The sequence below is a fragment of the Nitrosomonas sp. genome (assembly GCF_022842015.1).
Classification (GTDB): Bacteria; Pseudomonadota; Gammaproteobacteria; order Burkholderiales; family Nitrosomonadaceae; genus Nitrosomonas.
In genome coordinates this window covers 1-16354 of the sequence record NZ_JALHQJ010000007.1, presented here as the reverse complement: position 1 = coordinate 16354, position 16354 = coordinate 1, and the positions used below count along the sequence as shown (strand labels likewise).

12 protein-coding genes and 3 pseudogenes are annotated in these 16354 nt (G+C 43.1%); 4 read left to right on the top strand and 11 right to left on the bottom strand.

The window, feature by feature from the left end; all coding sequences use genetic code 11:
* Window positions 1–257: 257 nt before the first annotated feature.
* The 4 genes from Q0C11_RS02130 to Q0C11_RS02115 all read right to left on the bottom strand — a co-directional run bounded on the left by Q0C11_RS02130 (window position 258) and on the right by Q0C11_RS02115 (window position 3855).
* Entirely contained in the window at window positions 258–977 is a 720-nt protein-coding gene (locus tag Q0C11_RS02130; protein WP_293005328.1) for a cysteine hydrolase, read from the bottom strand.
* 37 nt (window positions 978–1014) lie between these two features.
* Window positions 1015–2406, bottom strand: coding sequence for a hypothetical protein (locus tag Q0C11_RS02125; protein WP_293005326.1), 1392 nt, complete (start codon window positions 2404–2406; stop codon window positions 1015–1017).
* Window positions 2407–2656: 250 nt separating this feature from the next.
* On the bottom strand, window positions 2657–3253 hold the full coding sequence (locus Q0C11_RS02120) for a cytochrome P460 family protein (protein ID WP_292930029.1): 597 nt from the start codon (window positions 3251–3253) through the stop codon (window positions 2657–2659).
* 2 nt (window positions 3254–3255) lie between these two features.
* Window positions 3256–3855, bottom strand: coding sequence for a cytochrome P460 family protein (locus Q0C11_RS02115; RefSeq protein WP_293005324.1), 600 nt, complete (start codon window positions 3853–3855; stop codon window positions 3256–3258).
* Window positions 3856–4063: 208 nt separating this feature from the next.
* Between Q0C11_RS02115 and Q0C11_RS02110 the strand changes: the two genes are divergently transcribed.
* Window positions 4064–4957, top strand: a complete 894-nt coding sequence (locus tag Q0C11_RS02110; protein WP_293005323.1) for a LysR family transcriptional regulator — start codon at window positions 4064–4066, stop codon at window positions 4955–4957.
* A gap of 444 nt (window positions 4958–5401) precedes the next feature.
* Complete coding sequence (locus Q0C11_RS02105; RefSeq protein ID WP_293005321.1) at window positions 5402–6925, top strand: ISNCY family transposase; 1524 nt, start codon at window positions 5402–5404, stop codon at window positions 6923–6925.
* 326 nt (window positions 6926–7251) lie between these two features.
* Here the strand turns inward: Q0C11_RS02105 and Q0C11_RS02100 are convergent, their stop codons facing one another.
* Complete coding sequence (locus Q0C11_RS02100) at window positions 7252–10287, bottom strand: Tn3 family transposase (RefSeq protein WP_293005320.1); 3036 nt, start codon at window positions 10285–10287, stop codon at window positions 7252–7254.
* A gap of 148 nt (window positions 10288–10435) precedes the next feature.
* Between Q0C11_RS02100 and Q0C11_RS02095 the strand changes: the two are divergent.
* Together Q0C11_RS02095 and Q0C11_RS02090 are read left to right on the top strand one after the other, a co-directional pair.
* Window positions 10436–10726: pseudogene (locus Q0C11_RS02095) on the top strand (recombinase family protein); the annotation flags it as partial.
* 117 nt (window positions 10727–10843) lie between these two features.
* Window positions 10844–11038 (top strand): annotated as a pseudogene (locus Q0C11_RS02090) (HU family DNA-binding protein); the annotation flags it as partial.
* 148 nt (window positions 11039–11186) lie between these two features.
* On the opposite strand, the gene Q0C11_RS02085 reads toward Q0C11_RS02090, so the two are convergent.
* The 6 genes and pseudogenes from Q0C11_RS02085 to Q0C11_RS02060 form a co-directional block, all read right to left on the bottom strand.
* Window positions 11187–11600, bottom strand: coding sequence for a hypothetical protein (locus tag Q0C11_RS02085; RefSeq protein ID WP_293005318.1), 414 nt, complete (start codon window positions 11598–11600; stop codon window positions 11187–11189).
* A gap of 14 nt (window positions 11601–11614) precedes the next feature.
* Entirely contained in the window at window positions 11615–12739 is a 1125-nt protein-coding gene (locus Q0C11_RS02080) for a JAB domain-containing protein (protein WP_293005316.1), read from the bottom strand.
* Between the two features lie 20 nt (window positions 12740–12759).
* Window positions 12760–15042 carry a zincin-like metallopeptidase domain-containing protein gene (locus Q0C11_RS02075; RefSeq protein ID WP_293005314.1) on the bottom strand — a complete coding sequence of 761 codons (2283 nt, stop codon included), beginning with the start codon at window positions 15040–15042 and terminating at the stop codon, window positions 12760–12762.
* 43 nt (window positions 15043–15085) lie between these two features.
* Window positions 15086–15190 (bottom strand): annotated as a pseudogene (locus Q0C11_RS02070) (conjugal transfer protein TraD); the annotation flags it as partial.
* Between the two features lie 97 nt (window positions 15191–15287).
* Window positions 15288–15617, bottom strand: a complete 330-nt coding sequence (locus Q0C11_RS02065; protein WP_293005312.1) for a KfrB domain-containing protein — start codon at window positions 15615–15617, stop codon at window positions 15288–15290.
* A 137-nt stretch (window positions 15618–15754) separates the two neighbouring features.
* On the bottom strand, window positions 15755–16195 hold the full coding sequence (locus Q0C11_RS02060) for a transglycosylase SLT domain-containing protein (protein ID WP_244073781.1): 441 nt from the start codon (window positions 16193–16195) through the stop codon (window positions 15755–15757).
* Between the last annotated feature and the right edge of the window lie 159 nt (window positions 16196–16354).

The window sequence follows — 16354 nt, the reverse complement described above, 5'->3', positions numbered from 1 at the left end:
AGCATTCAGTTTAAAAAGTTTTGATTCCGTGCACTTATGTATCAAGAAGAGCGAGCTCAACAAGAGAAGTGATGGACATGCTTAATCTCTTCAATACATGTGACAGTTGTGAAGTAACAAAGTAAAGAGCCGCTTCCCAAGAATTACCTGTCAATATCCGAGTAAAAATGGCTTGAAACATCCCTGCTATTATTTAGTAACGCTAGCTTGTTTTGCAGCTTTGGCCTTATTAAGTCGCTTAATTATTTCCTCAGCAGTTACAACCTCATGCGCGAGGAACTCATAGTTAGTGTGCGCCGCCTCAATGAATCAGTCCCAGCTGCTGCAGTTGCATCCGCAACAATAATTACATCAAAACCATTTTCAATGGCATCTCTGGCATGCGATTCAACACACATGTTAGCTGCCATACCCGCCATGATTAACGTTGTTACGCCATATTGCCTGAGTTGCAGCGCTGCATCACCGGTCCAGAAGTTACTAAGACCCTTATGTGGATTCAAAACAACTGTATTATCATCAGGTTTTATGTCCGGATGAAAATCATGACCCCATGTGCCTTGGATAAAAAAATTGTTATCAAACATGATCTTGTCGATTCTGTTAAAGCTGGTCCAATTGGCGTAGTCCTTCCTGGTATACATATGTGTCGAATAAAATACCGGGATTCCTACCTTCTTAGCTGTATTTCTTAATTGAACCAAGCGCTCGACAACTTTGCCCGACACTACGCCTTCGCCGACCAAAGGCCAACCAGCTCCTCCTTCAGATAAAAAATCATTTTGTGGGTCAGTAATAAAAATCGCCGTTTTGCTCAAATCAATTTCAACTATTTGTCTGGGTATAAATTCTTGTTGATAAACATATTTAGACGCAGCGGTGTTATGTCCATGATTTTGATCAGACATTGCAACAGAGTCATCCTGACTTGTGACCAATACGGTTAAAGCAGCCATAAAAGTTTTTGCACATTTCATAACCGCCATCCTTATTATTCAGTTTACAAATTACAAATTACAAAGCGACAACACCCTGAGGCCGAGCCAGCAGATCGTCTCGAACGGGTAGTATTTGGGGTGATGAAGCAACTTCCTCGAGTGTGCCATCAGGCTTTATCTTAAGCACATTCAGTTCGCTGCCTTTACCTATAGGTGTTTCAGAAAAAGTCCTGTGTTTGACGATGTGTAAAAATTCTTCCGAAGAATCCAAATCCATTTGATAAGGGTGACCATTGCCCTTGAGTTTCAGCGTTTGAATCTCTATGGGATTGGTTGGGTCGGCAAGGTCATAAACAGAAACAGTATTATCTCCATTATTGGTGGTATAAGCGCGCGTGCCAGCTTGGTTAATTTTGATCCAGCAAATCAGTTGACCCTTATTGGGCACTAAACGCAAAAACGATAGCTGGCCGTCATTGTTATATTTAAAGACTGCAAGACGGGCGCTTGAAACCATGCTGACATACACCAGTGGTTCTTTAGGGTGTGCTTGCAATCCAAACATCAGAGGATCAGGTTCGCCATCATTATCCACATCAAGCCCGCCTTCAAATGCACCTGGCGGTGCAGGTGTGGGTGCATGCTGTGTCAATGTTCCATTGGGATTGATTTTGAACGACCTGATCATGCTCGGGGTATCCTTTTTGATATCTTCACCCCACATGGCGACACGACTGGCCAAGGGGAAGCGACCAAAGTCACCGTCAAAAATGAATTTATCTCTGACAAGCAATGCCTGAGTGGGTGATCGACTCGCAGTCGATAATTCAATCGTTGAATTTGGAATCGGCGTGAGTTTCCCGTTTTTGTCGACTCTGAAGCCCGTGTAGTTAGGCTTGGTTTTTGTCATATCACGCTCAGGGTCTTCATTTTTATTGACGACATATAATTTATCTCCCGCCAAAGCTAGACTGACAGGATTTTTACCACCCGACGGGAAAGGTGACCCCTTAATAGACACTAATCCGCCATCAGGTTGAATATCAAAAACCGCAATAGTATCCGAGCCTCCATTGGTGGCGAAAAGGCGTGTGTGTTCAGAATTGACAATAATATTCTGATCAAGATCAAAAGGCCCGAAATGGGGCAACCCAAATTCTTTTTCTTTAGTGGCATAACCCTTGCCTCCTGTATGAAATGGTGAGCCTGGCAATGGGGTTAGATTACCTCGATGATCTCGCCGATATCCGAGTATTGCATTGCCATTATCAACCGGATCGTTGCTCACTACATAGACCACGCCCTCCAAATCGGATACCGGCTCTTTGGGTGCAGCATTACTCACTTGAAATCCTAGACCGAATATTATCAGCGATAAAAATCCTAGAATTATTTTTAGCTTATCGGAACCAGAATGGCTTTTATTGCACCTTTCCTCAGTAAGCTCACAGGTTTTTTGAATATTCATAAATACAATCTCCATGACTATTTATTAGCGGGTAGTGCCCAGGAAAGCACTGTATAAAATCACAAGCAGTGGATTATTGCGTTGAACGGCACAAAGAAACTTGCATGTGGCTCTACCGAAACTCAAGATATCCGTTTTCCAATTTTCATGCACTAGAAATAAAGTACCCCGCCGCAAGCAGCGGGGTGCTAACTGCGCTTTTCTATCAGTTGGTTTACCCCAAAGGGACGGGGAATCAAACCAATAGATCTTACTTGGGCGTAGTCAAAGTAGGATAACCTTCAACATAGATCCAATCGTTTTGCTTAGCTGGCATATGGCAGCCTAAGCAATCTGCTTTATAATCATTGGATGCATTTTTACTGGTGTCGTCGGTTTTGAACAATGCCCAACCCCAGCCATCACCCCATATAGGATTGTTTTTAAAACGTCCTTTAGTATCCTTTACCATTACGAACCACTGTTTAATATCGCCTGTTGCATAACTAACGTTTTTTCCAGTTGTGTAATCTCCGGCTTTTGATGGGCGTAATTCTTTAACCAGAGTAGCGCCATCTGGAAACTTTCCATGTTTCCGATAGTAGAGCGCGGTTTCTGCTTCTGTATATACATCATGGAATCCACTTGCGTCACCTTCTGGCACGAACCAGGAACCCAGATGTATCATTGAAATACGAAAATCTTCAGGTAGACTGATATTTCCTGATTTATCAACATAAGGTGAAAAACCTGTGTCATCGGCTATCGCCTCGCTCGTTTGTAGCAACATTGTTACCATCGACAAAATAATTAAAGTTGAACCTATAGAGGATAAGCTCAACTTTCTTGTTAGCATAAAGTTTTCCATTATCACCATTCCCCCCCGACAGCCTTCTTAGGATTCGCTTTAGCGGCTTCTAAGACTGGATAATATTGTGTAAATACGAAGTCGTCTTTTGCTGACGCATCATGACAAGCGTTACAACTTGCTGTTGGCTCAGCCTTTGTTGTCTTTTTCAGAGACTTATGATCTTCTGTTGAGAAGCTGAAGTAAGCCCAATTACCAGGCTCATTTGGAAATTCACGTTTACTTTTTATAGTTGCCTCAAGACCCATGAATCTACCCATAAAGTAGCCCTGTCCACTTGGAGCAGATTTAGTGCCAACACTATTCATTTCCTTGACAAGAATGGTGCCATCACGAAACTTTCCTGTTTGCTTCCAGTGTTCCCAGCTCTCTGGATCAATGTAAACACTGTGAAATTCTGGAAAGCTAGCTTTTCCGTTATTCATGTCATTGGGTGTAACTGGAGCGCCCACATAAATCCACTCACGATATCCGGTAGGGCGTTCCAATTCGCCATTTTTGATAGTGAAGTACTCTTTTGCAGAAACACTGCTAGACATCAAAAAAAACATGACGACAGTGCTTGCAATGAATAAACTGGTTAGATATATTTTGCTTTTCATTTGTTTATTCCTTTTCAATAATTTAATTATGTCAAAATCGTACGCTTAAATTCACTACAGAAGTGGTTCTCCGCTATGATGAGCCTTCATTTTCTCCTTTAAACTGATTGAATTGTGGATTAGGAACCAAAAAGATAGCGATTTGATTATATGTGTGGCAAACTTTATTTGCCAATACCTGTTTCCTATTGGCTAATAGGAATAACTTATGCAATTACACCAACTGAAGTATTTTGTATCTGTAGTCAACACCGGCAGCATAACTAAAGCCGCGGAACATTGCTTTATTTCACAGCCTTCAATTAGTCAGCAAATAGCAAAATTGGAAGAAAATGTTGGAAAAAAATTATTTACCAGAGTAAATGGCAGGCTTGTTCTGACCGATCCAGGCCATATTCTGTATGAACAGGCAAGCAAAATTCTGAAAAGCGTGGATGACGCCAAGCGTTGCGTCAGCGATTTTGATAGTACCAGTGGCGGTTCTGTTAACATAGGTATTTTGCCAACATTGGGTCCGTTTATACTACCAAGTACGCTGAGGGCTTTATCAGAAAAATTTCCTAAAGCAGTTGTTACGCTACGGGAGGAGATATCCGAATCTTTGGTCATAGCCGCTAAACGTGGTGAACTTGATATTCTTATCGAATCATTACCTTTTGACGAAAACAATCTGAATGTCGAACCTTTATTTTTAGATCCTTTTTATCTAGCTGTTCACCGGGATAGTCATCTGGCTGAAATGGATGAGATTCATATCGACGCACTGGATGGCATGTCATTTATCTTGTTGGAAGACACACATTGTCTAACACGACAAATTGAGCAATTCTGCTTTAATGCACACTTTATCCCCAAAATAACCTTCCAAGCCTCGCAGCTAAGTACAATTAAGCTGCTTATAGAATCACAGTATGGAATTTCAATCCTGCCTTCCATTTCGATAGAGGAAAATGCTAATTCCAAGATTCGATATATCAAGCTCGTTAGCAATGATCAAACGCCTGCAAGAGAAATTGTATTAGCCACCTCAAGAGATAGATACTTTAGTCCTGCAGCGGAGCTATTCATTGAGACTGTAAAAAAGCAATACCAAAAGAAATAGGGTGATCGTAAGGATTCCGGCTCTGCTGCAAAAAATGAGCAGATTGGCGCATTATTGTATTTTCAGGTTAGGTTTCAACTTGCGATTCCCCGTGGTCTTGCCGCGGGGATAGGTGCAGGGCGCGAGGAGCAATTTATTGCCAGATTTAGGGTGCTGTGGGCTCTGTTACAAAAATCAAAAAACAAGCTTTCTGATTTCTTTAAGTCGCGGTTTCTCCACTATTTTTTGAAATCACTTTTCGTCAAAAATCAATTTTTGCAACAGAGCCAAAACAGGACAATTTTAGGACTGACCGACAAGGATCTGTGTTAACACCAAGCGACTTTGTCGTATCTTAATTACCAAGCGATTCTGTCGTAATCGCTAATTACCAAGGGAAACTGTCGGTCTCTTTTTTACATGTTTGTTAGTGTTCTTTTTTTGAATACTGGAGGCATGTTGAGGATGATTGTGATGGATTCTAAAGCTCAACTCACCGTTGATATAATTGCTAAAATTGTTGAAGGCAGAATAACAATTGCCAATGGTGCTAAATTACTCAGTAAGTGTCGACGCACCATTGAACGCTATGTGACGCGATATCAGCAAGTCGGTATTCAGTTTGTCGTGCATGGTAACAGTGGCAAGTCACCGCCAAATAAAACGCCAACGTCGATTAAAAAAACGGTGCAAGCCTTAATTAAAGACAAGTATTTTGATTTGAATTTGCTGCACCTTGCTGAAAAGCTTGAGACCGATGAACACATTGTGGTGAAACGAGAAACGCTGAGAGGTTGGGCGCATGATATCCATCATGTAAAGCGAGCCAAACGTAGACGAGGTAAAGCCCGTAAATGCAGAGAGCGTATGGAAGCCGCAGGCTTAATGATGCAAATGGATGGCAGTCCGCATCGTTGGTTTGGTGATAAGAAACACTGCCTGATTGCCATGATTGATGATGCGACCAGTGAAGTGCATGCTGAGTTCTTCCCGTCTGAAACCACAGCTGGTTGCTTGAAAGTCATGCGAGATTGCATTGAAACGAAAGGACTCTTTAAAACACTTTACGTGGACAGAGCAGGCATCTTCGGTGGACCTAAACGGTGTAACTTCTCGCAAATGCAGCGTGCCTGTAACGAACTGGGCATCGAAATCATATTTGCTAACTCACCCCAAGGTAAAGGCCGCATTGAACGCGCGTTTGATACCTTCCAAGACCGTTTAGTGCCTGAGTTGCGATTGAATAATATCAACGCTATTGCTGCTGCCAACGCGTACCTTAAGCATGTGTTTATCCCGCAGTTCTGGCAATCTCAAATCCAGGTAAAATCTAAACACACGGCTGCTGAATTTACGCCACTACCTGGATATGCAAACCTTGATAATATATGCGTCATCAAAGATCACCGCAAAATACGCAACGACCATACCTTCAGCTATGGCAACAAGTTCTACTTAATTGATTCACCGCTTAAGTATTCGATTGCTAACCAAAAGATAGAAATCAGAAATACCAGCAAGAAAGGTTTCACGGCGCACTTCGCGGGGCGCAAACTCGCAGTAACTGAAGTCACCGAGCCTGGCAAACTGGTGGCAGAAGACTTAGCGGTTCAAAAGAAATTAGAGGTGCTGGCCTTGGTTGAAAAACTGGGTAACGTCTCTATGGCTTCGCGTCAAAGTGGTGTATCGCGTGACACTATTTACCGTCACTTAAAACTGGTTAAGCAAGGTGGTGCTGATGCACTAAAGCGGCAAGAAACACCTAACTTACGGCATAAAAACTGTGTGGATATGGCAATCGAGAAAGCGGTTGTCCAGTTCTCAATAGAGCATCCGCACCTTGGACAGCAAAAAGTGGCACTGAAGATGACGGAGGCTCTCGGCGTTGATGTAAGTACTAGCGGTGTACGTAGTATGTGGCTAAGAAATAATATGAATACCACTGCGCTGAGAGTTGAAAGGTCACAGGCCTTGCAAGAATCGGCATAAAACATAGCCACTTTAGCAACTGGCTTAAATGCTCATTAGCGACAATAATATTGTGGTATGAGGCGCGACTTGCTAAAGTGATTATGACAAAGTCGCTCGGTAATTAGACCGACAGTTTCCCTTGGTAATCACACTAATACAAACTAATTCAGAAATATATCTTTGGGGTCTTCGGTCTGCAATCTCATTTCAATTAAATCATATTTTTGAACAGCCATAATTAGGGTTAAATCCCATAAAGGTACGTAACTACCAATGGGATTTTTCCGGAAGCGTTTTGGGCCGTTTATTTCAATGATTTTGACGGCTGTCTTTATTCGTGTTGATTATGTTGCAATTTTTGGGAGTCGGATTCCGGCAGTATCTTTAAGTTTCTCATCTGAAAAATCATATTCACCAAGCAGATTGGTATGTGCCCATGACATAGGGGAATGCGACGAAATCGCGGACAGGAGCTTATCTTTTTGTTCTGGATTGTCTATCCGTTCCAGTTTTTGTGATAAATACAGATAATTCCAGCAGATAATGGAATTTTTAATCAGTCGGTTGCAGCTCTCGGCAATTTCCTGCTCTTCTTTGTCTCCTTGCGTAAATTCTCGCGGATTTCCGACGGCGATAGCTCGTGTGAACCTGTTGGCCAGTTCGACTTTGTTGAGCTGTCTTTCAATAGCCTGCCGTAATTCAACATCATCAATATAACGAAGGATAAAATCGGATTTTATGATCTGTCCGAAGGATTTAAGGGCTTGATATAATTTGTGCTGTTTCGAATATGAATTGAGTCGCCTGAAAATATCCGAAGCACTTATTTCCTTGAGTTTTATTGTGGTAACAAGCCTCAGAATATCATCCCAATATTCTTCGATAACCGTTTCATTCACATATTTTGTTGACTGAACATTCCAATCTGATTGGACATTATTTTTTCCGTTTTTAAAAATATAAAGCGTTTGTTTCTTCAAGTTTTTGATGCGTGGCGCATAAGAAAAGCCAAGCAAGTGCGTGGTGGCAAAGATGGCTTCGCTGTAACCATGCGTATCTGTAGAATGAATGTCGCTTTTGATGACATCGTTGTGCATGAGGCCATCAATTACATAGGCACTTTCACGTTCTGATGCGCTAAAAACAAGGGAATGCCAGAGCAAATTACGCTCATCAATGAACGTATTGGCTGTCACGCCTTGCCCTTTGCCAAAATATTTGAAGGAGTAATTGGCGTTCAGGGAATCTGTCCTGACCTCGAATTTCTGTCCATCACTGGCCGTATGCAGGGTTTCCTGATTTTTACGGTAGATATTGGGCAGTTCCATCCGATCCATAAACCGAACAATACAATCATTGGCCGCGCGGATGTTATCAAGCGAAAAATACCAGTTGACGGCATGTTGCAGAGCGCTCTCATTTATCAGTTTTGATATGCGTGACATTTTCGGAATGCCGATTGCACAGCCCATACCTACAATTCCGGCATATAGAACTTTGTCATCTGTACGGCCTTTGGCGTATCTTTGCTGCCAATGCTGGAATTCCTGCAAAAATTCTGTGTGAGCGTTTACGGTTGATAATATTTCCGGTAGCGGTACAAAATGACGATCTGGGAAATACGGTTTGAGTAGGTCGACTGCTTCATCTTCCTGTTTCGGTGTTGCAATCGCGAAATTATTATTGGCTCCGACCTTGAAATGTGGATTGTTGTTATCACAGATATTGTTGTTAGTTTTCTGATACTGCACGGACAAAGCTTGATCCAGTTGTTTGAGCACGTTTGTGCAATTTTCAAAGGGCTCTAACGCTGCTCTACGCAACAACTTTTTTCTTTCTTCACTCCATCTATCCTTGGAAATTAAATATTCGTCCAAAGAGCGGTATTTGTAGGAGTTTTCTAAGTTTAGCTGGCCTGATTTGATAGCGTTTGCCACATGCATGAATAAAAGGGCTTTGTAAAGAGACGGTCGAAACGTCCCGTTTCCGGCAACGGCCTGTTGTTGGGCGCTTTCCAAAAAGCCCATCGGGGCATTATGCCTGATCACGCCATTGGTTTTCTTAAAGTGGTCTATGGCATCAGCAATATCTTTTGCGCTTATTTCACCATGAAATTCCAAAGCTTTGAGAATGGGACTGACCCGGTTTTGCAATCGCAAAGAGCGCTCTTCCAGAATATCGTAATAACTTGGATCATCGGCATCAAATCCGCTTCTAAAATCCTGCCATTGTTGTTCAATATCCGGAAAATAGGTCTGGTGCGTTTCCAATAAACCCTTAATCAGAGCCAGTTTTCTAGAATCGGCTTCATCATTGTCTATGATGTCCTGGATCTGGTGCACAAAACCGAACACTTTTTCATCAATTGAAAAGGCAAGCGTTTTAAGAGATTGATGCTGCGTTTTATGCTGCTCGTAGCACCATTCTTTATGATCCCGTTTGGCACTATTTTCAAAGGTTTTCACAGAAGCTAAAAGTGTATCGACCAGATTATCCTGAAGCCGATAATATTGATGAGTGATGAAAGCAACAACATGTACGTAGCGGTCTTCTTCGGTGCGCTGATTGAGCTGGAAAATATCAGATTTGATAACGGAATTGGCAAAATACCGGATACCTTCATATCCAAGATCAAGAACAGGAAGGAGAGGTTTCAGACTATCGTAAAGTTCAGCAATATACAGAAGATCGGCAGCCCGTTCCTTGATCTGTGTCGGTTTTGTCGATTGCGATAGCTTCTTGAGCAGGGTCAATTTATATCTGGCATGCGAGCTTTCTGTTTCCTGGGCAAACATACCATCCAGTAAGGATTTCACCTCAACACTTAATTCTTGGCGAATCACGGCTGCGAGTTCTTTTTTTCTTTGGTTTACGGCTTTCAAAATTAGTTCCGAAAGCTGAAAATATGCCGGAATTTGTACACGCTCCCGGATCAAAACATCAATACACCTCCAGAAAATCAATCTGGGTTTGAGTTGTGAGCGCATCATGGAGATAATTTCTTCACTGATGGCATCGAGACTTTGTTGATCGAAGCGCCTGTAGCCGTAAAATTCCAGAATAATATCCTGGTGCCAGTGCCGCGTGCTTTGTACATATTGCTCTGGAGCAAATTGATCCGGTAAAAGATTTAAAATACGGGCGACATAGGCAGTGTCATTTTGATGATAATCTTCGGGTTTAAAAAACCTTTTGGTGGCTTTGAAATACCCGCAAGACAAGAGGAAGCCAATTTTGGTTGATGGTTTGCGCAACGTCTCTGTTTTTTCTTTTAAGGAATTCGGGAAATTGCAAAACCGTTTACGCTCAGCGCTACTAAAAACAGGAGGTGCATCAAACATCTCTTGTTCGCTTTTGTTCAAAATATTCATTCTTGGCATGGCGTAACCCCGAGATGTTCTGAAAAGGATGGTTTTGAGAGCTAAAAATATGCTTATCGGATATGCAAGGGTATCAACACTGATCAAAATCTGCAGCACCAGATCGATGCCCTTAATGAAGCCGGATGCAAAAGATATTTAAGGAAAAATATTCGGCGCCAACAAGAAACGAAAACAGTTACAGGAAGCCCTCGATTATATGCGTGAAGGTGATATGCTTGTCGTTTGGAAATTATCGCGCCTGACGCGATAATTGACTCAGGTGATTAGCACGGTTAAAGATTTAGAGGAATGGCAAATTGGCCTGAAAGTCATCACTCAGAATATCGACACATCAACACCGGAAGGCGGGCTCTTCTTCTACATGAATGCTGCTTTCGATCAGTTTCAGCGCAAAATCATCGTTGAAAACACACAGGCCGGGTTGAAATCGGCCCGCAAAAATGGCCGGATTCGTAGTCGACCAACCCTCATGACAGATGAAAGAATCCGGGCCGCTCAATCTATGCTCAAAAATCCTATTGGTAGTTTCGTACCTTTATGGGATTTAACCCGATTTGGTACTTTTTCAGTGACAGAACGCGCAGGTCGTGAAGGCCGCAATCCAGCGACTGGTGTAACCATGACAATTCCTGCCAAAAAGGTCGTTAAATTCAAGCCAGGTAAAACTTTATCTGATGCTGCGGCCTCTGTTAAGAAAACCAATGCAGCCAAATCAACAAAGCCAAAACAAACAGATAAAAAGAAATAATACGATTGGGTGTGTTTTGATTGGAGGAACCCAGGGAATCATTAGGGGAGAACAATTCTCTGGGAAAAGTTTCTGAATAAAATCATACGGTAAGATTTATTAATGCCTACAATTATTTCATCGACCAGATAAAATAAAACGTGAATGACTATTGATCCTTCAGTCGAACCAATCTTGGCCAGCGGTCATGTATCCAGGCATATTCAGGTGGCGTGTTGATAGTCACCACATAAACCCGCATTTCATCATCTCTTTCTGCCAATAGTCCTTGAATCGCCATTCTTGTATCCAAGGATACCCAGTGAGATTGATTGTCATGGTCCTTTTCCATGAACTGGCCAGCGGCAATTAAAACCGGCCTTGGATGCCAGGGCTTCCATTTACCGTTTTTTATGGAATTCAATCGTGCCCAGCCGCCATTCGGAAATTTACCGGTAGCTTCATCCTTGCGCCTGCCCCACGTTATCCAGGTAACATGGCCATCTCGTAGCCGCACAGGCAAGCGTGCATCCGGTTGCGGGAAATAAATCTTCTGATCCTGGTATTCAATACCGCCACACATAACTATCCCGCCCGTTACCTACTGCGCCCTCTACCCCTTGTGTATTTGCCCAATCCGCCATCTTCCTTCACAAAGGCTCTGGGCTTCCTAAAAATGGCGCTTATTTCACCGGGCATGGACGCAAATAACCCTTCTTTCCGCAATGAACGATAATCAGAGCCCTCTACGGTTAGCACATCTTTTAGTATGCCAACTTCACAGGCTTTAGATAATACCGGGTGTCTGTAATCATTGGCATTCGCGATGGCAAATACCGTATTGACGCCAGAATTACGTGCAAAATTTTGTAGTCGCGCCAAAAGCAGATTTTGAGGGCGATTCAGTACAGATAGGGGTAACTCACTTAACGATAATACATAACCTGTTGCACTGATGCCTATCAAGTTAAAAAACTGGTCTCGCTTTTTTAAAGCATGGCCTATCTTTGCCAGATCCTCCGGTGAGGCTATTTTCTCCAAAAGCAGCTCATGACTTTTAGAATGATTATTCTGATAACCCCCTGCCTGATCGCCCATCCAATCCACAAAATCGACCTGACCGTCTTTATCAATGACACTGTATTGACTGGTATTGATAACCACATGGCCTTTGAAACTCGGAACAAATGATGCGATTATTTCTGTGAGCCTGACATCCTGACTTGATGGCTTAGCATTACCCGATGGATGGTTATGCAATAACCAGTAACCATCTGCTTTAACATGTCGCCTAGTCTTTTCTACCAAAACACCCAGATCATGTTTGGCATGTCCAATCTTCTCCAGATAGACTGCACCCGGCAATCTGGAACTCACAGCCGTATGATGAACGATACGATTCATACGGGTATAGAAGATTCTCAGCGTCTCATAGCGCGGATCGCGCAGTATTTGCGCCATTATTGCCAGATCTTGGCCTGACTTGATAGGCTGATTCAGGAATGTGCTTCCTCCTTTTTCTCGGAAATCTTTTGGGAAATCACAACCCAGTAAGGTGCCACCTGCCCATCGAGCATGAGCTTCGAGCAGTTCTGTGTAGGCACCTCGCCCCGCTTCTTTTTGCTTTTCGGTAGTACCGGGACGAGTCTCAATGTTTTCATAAAGATCACCTTCATCAGAATTGGATGGGGTTCCTGGAATCTTCAGCATATTATCGCGCATCTTGCGGCCTCCTTATGAGATTACCTGACCAATGCCCGTTTTTGCTTGATTTCCTGCTGTTTAGGTTCAATAGGGACTTGTAACTTCAATAAGCTGTCCTGTTTAGCCTGCTGAGATACTTTTTCAACAACCGACCCGACCTGACGTTTGACTGCTTCAATACCCAACACGCTTTTATTAGCCAGATCATTAAAGTCACTTAATTGTTGTGACATTTGCTCACCGGGTGCAAAAATGGGAAGAACTACAGCACCATTCACCAGCTGTGCGGCTTCCATTGCTTTTTCCTTACCTGGATTTTTGCCATTTATTGATTCCTGTGTTAAATCATCATCACCGGCGATAACAATAGGTTTCTGCGGGTATTTATTTTGCAAAACTTGAGCGACTTTAAGCAGATTGCCCGAATCAAATGCAGCCACAACCGGACAACTTAAGGCTTGCGATAAGGTATCTGCGGTCGCGTAACCTTCTGCGATCACAATCGCCGTCACAGCATCGAGTGCAGCCAACCCCCGATATTCACTATCAACCACATGAAAATTGCTTTCTTTTTTGCTACCTGTTACAAAAAACTTGGCACCACCCGGTTGTATCGTTTGCACTGTCCAGGTTTGTCCATTGATGTCTTCTGCCGGTAGCAACAAATCACCGGCTGTTAAAACGATGCTGCCTGGGTTTTCTTCACGTAATGCCTTGGCTTCCTTCCAGTCTTTACCAATTTTAATCATAGAATCAGCGGGCAAAGCATCTGCATTCTCAGGTACTATTCTCAAATCACCTGGCCGTGCATTCTTATCCAATAGGTAAGGATGTTCAGAATCCGCAAGTGGTGCAATTGCCAGTAATTCCTTGATAGCTTCCGCAACTTTCAATTGCTGCTGGTGTTGCTCGGTTTTTCTACTTTGCTGCTTGATGGCGGCCTTTGTCACAAGTGCCGTTTTTTGCTCGTCAGTTAAGGAATATCCTTTGGCCTTCCAGCGTGTCTCAAGCCCTGACCGATTATTCTTGAAATATCCGGCAGGATGCCCATCCAGATGTGCCACATAAAACCCGGATTTTTCACCGGGCTTGTCACCGATAACCTTGACCCTGTGTTTGCTGCCATCCAGTAGCGGATGATTGTCGTCAATAACGCAACCGTGAGAGCGCAGTAAGTCGGCAAATTCAGCTTCAGGCGACATAGCGGGATCCTGCTGTCCGGAAACATTCTCAGGCAGCCAACGCTGCAAGGTGCGAATATCCGCTTCTGGCCCTACATACCAGGCTTTGGCCGTGTTATCCCAGCAAGCACCGGCAGCTTTCGCCAGATCTTTTTCTGCATAAGGAACAAATAGGTATTTACGTGAGCCTGCATCATTATTCTGCTGACTGGTCTGATCCATCGTGATTTCCTCCTGATCAACAATTTCCTGTTGCTGTGAGAATGATAGTACAAAATCCTTGATTTTTTCAGCATCGGCCGCCGCTCTAAAGATCTCTTTCGGGTCTTCTTCCAATACCTTGATCCATGAACTCACATAAGCAGCATGTTGTTCTGGATCATGACCAATGCCCAATTCTCCCCCTAGCAACATACTGGCAATCTCAGCGCGCAATTCTTCTTTTGCATAACCTTCACTACCGAATGGATGTGAGAGATCACGATTCAGACGTGTCTCTGATCCACTCCAATGTCCCAATTCATGTAGCGCCGTTGCGTAATAGTGTTCCGGTGCTGAAAACTGGTGCTTATGCGGCAAATGAATGCTGTCCGTTGATGGCCGGTAAAATGCGCGGTCATTTTCACCATGATGGATGACGGCATTGGATTGTTGCAATATTTGTTCGGCACGATCCAGCGGCTCCCAATCGGGGGCTTTAATTTCAAGCTTGGGCAAGTTATCAATCTGTTCAGCATTGAATACGGATGCATAAAACACCCTCGGACGCTCAAGTTTTACTTGTTCTTTTATTTGCTTACCCTCACTATCCAAAACAGGATTACCGTTGTCATCTTTTTTGATGCGCTCATCCGCAAATTTCCAATGCTGCACCAGTGTGCTTTTTTCACCTTTACGAACCTGTGCGCCAAAGTTTACTGCCTGTTTGTACGTCAGCCAGCGCGGATCAGTGCGCCCCTGACACATCAATTGCAACACATTAATGCCCTTGTAGTTTTTACCCGTTGTTGGGTTATTCGGTAATGTTAGAAGTGGATCTCCTGGCTGCCACGGCTTTTGCCAAGGTGCTGTGCCCTTCTTTAGTTGCTCAATCAAATTTTCGGCTATTTGCTCATGAAAAGTCTTTTTGATTTTTTCCATCACGCATTAACCCCTATGCTTGTTGATCTATCACGCTATCCAGTGCATCTTGTTCGCTCAGAGCATCTTCCTCAAAGGCCCCAATCCTTTCAGCTTCCATTGGATCAAATTCAGCTTGAAAGCCTGGTATTTCAGCGTCCTGAAGCTTCGCATCTATGATCTCGTCCATGATCTTCAGGTCTTCCACCGACATCCCATTTATCCCATTTTTTGTCTTATTCATGTCACTTACTCCTGTAAGAAATCTATAGGCAATGATTTTCTAAGGTTAGATTTAATTGGTTATTGTCGTACCGAATAGAAACATTCTTGCCAATGGTTGGTTTAGTTTTAAATGGTTTCAGTTTGTGTGTGATAAATTCTTTATCTACCTTTTGAAAAACAATTTCTTTTTCTTTATCTATATAAAGAATGATTCCTTCATAAACGGTATTGTTTGCTTCAGCTACTTTTGACAAAAATAGGTTATAAACACCCGCCACAATACCCTTTTCAACCTTCTTTATTGTGCCCACAGTTTCCCATCCCTGACCATTGTGGCTTTGCAAAATTCGAAACCCATTCATTACGATCATTCTCTGTTTCATTCCTGGTCTATTCCCACAAAGGATTCATAGGATTTTGCCTGTCATTTAGGCACGGCTAAATAACATTATCGTTGCGTGACATAGGCCGGTTATTCACAGCTCTATCCACGGAATTTGTTAGTAACTTATTTTTTCTGGTTGTCCGCTGTCATGAAACGATTTTCCAGCCAATCCGCCCATTTAGCGGCTTTAGCCATCAAGTCAGCCCGATACTTTGCATTAACTTTTGGAGTACGCGAATGATAATTGGCCGCTTTTGTCCACAAATCGCCTTTATCTTGCTTGATATGCAGACGTATTCGCCAAGCTGCTAGATCATAGGGATAGCAACCGGGTTGTGCGACATCATTGGATGTGATCCCGTATCGGGCTAAATCGCCCAGGTAGGCCGTATTGAATTGCATTGAACCCACATCATGCGTTCCATTGCGGTTACTCACCCATTGCCCCGGTTTTCCCCCTTCTTTTTCCGCAACGGCCAAAAGTATATTGGCCGGTATTTCATACTTTATGGCCGCCGTGATTGAGCAAACGATTCTTTCTTGCTGATCGGGTGGCAAATCCATTATGGATTAATAGGCCGGTTGTTGAATATATTGTTGCTGATCTTGGTGCTGCGGCAGTTCTTGTTGTCGCTGTTGTTGTGGTTGCGGCTCTTTCACGAAAATCTCTACACGACGATTTTTTGCTCTATTTTCAGGAGAAGTGTTGGCTGCCACCGGTTC

Excerpts from the sequence above, each read along its gene's own strand:
- Q0C11_RS02110 (WP_293005323.1), top strand. The coding sequence starts at position 4,064 with ATGCAATTACACCAACTGAAGTATTTTGTATCTGTAGTCAACACCGGC.
- Q0C11_RS02060 (WP_244073781.1), bottom strand. The coding sequence starts at position 16,195 with ATGGATTTGCCACCCGATCAGCAAGAAAGAATCGTTTGCTCAATCACG.
- Q0C11_RS02130 (WP_293005328.1), bottom strand. The coding sequence starts at position 977 with ATGAAATGTGCAAAAACTTTTATGGCTGCTTTAACCGTATTGGTCACA.
- Q0C11_RS02065 (WP_293005312.1), bottom strand. The coding sequence starts at position 15,617 with ATGATCGTAATGAATGGGTTTCGAATTTTGCAAAGCCACAATGGTCAG.
- Q0C11_RS02125 (WP_293005326.1), bottom strand. The coding sequence starts at position 2,406 with ATGAATATTCAAAAAACCTGTGAGCTTACTGAGGAAAGGTGCAATAAA.
- Q0C11_RS02120 (WP_292930029.1), bottom strand. The coding sequence starts at position 3,253 with ATGGAAAACTTTATGCTAACAAGAAAGTTGAGCTTATCCTCTATAGGT.
- Q0C11_RS02085 (WP_293005318.1), bottom strand. The coding sequence starts at position 11,600 with ATGTGTGGCGGTATTGAATACCAGGATCAGAAGATTTATTTCCCGCAA.
- Q0C11_RS02080 (WP_293005316.1), bottom strand. The coding sequence starts at position 12,739 with ATGCGCGATAATATGCTGAAGATTCCAGGAACCCCATCCAATTCTGAT.
- Q0C11_RS02115 (WP_293005324.1), bottom strand. The coding sequence starts at position 3,855 with ATGAAAAGCAAAATATATCTAACCAGTTTATTCATTGCAAGCACTGTC.
- Q0C11_RS02075 (WP_293005314.1), bottom strand. The coding sequence starts at position 15,042 with ATGGAAAAAATCAAAAAGACTTTTCATGAGCAAATAGCCGAAAATTTG.
- Q0C11_RS02100 (WP_293005320.1), bottom strand. The coding sequence starts at position 10,287 with ATGCCAAGAATGAATATTTTGAACAAAAGCGAACAAGAGATGTTTGAT.
- Q0C11_RS02105 (WP_293005321.1), top strand. The coding sequence starts at position 5,402 with ATGATTGTGATGGATTCTAAAGCTCAACTCACCGTTGATATAATTGCT.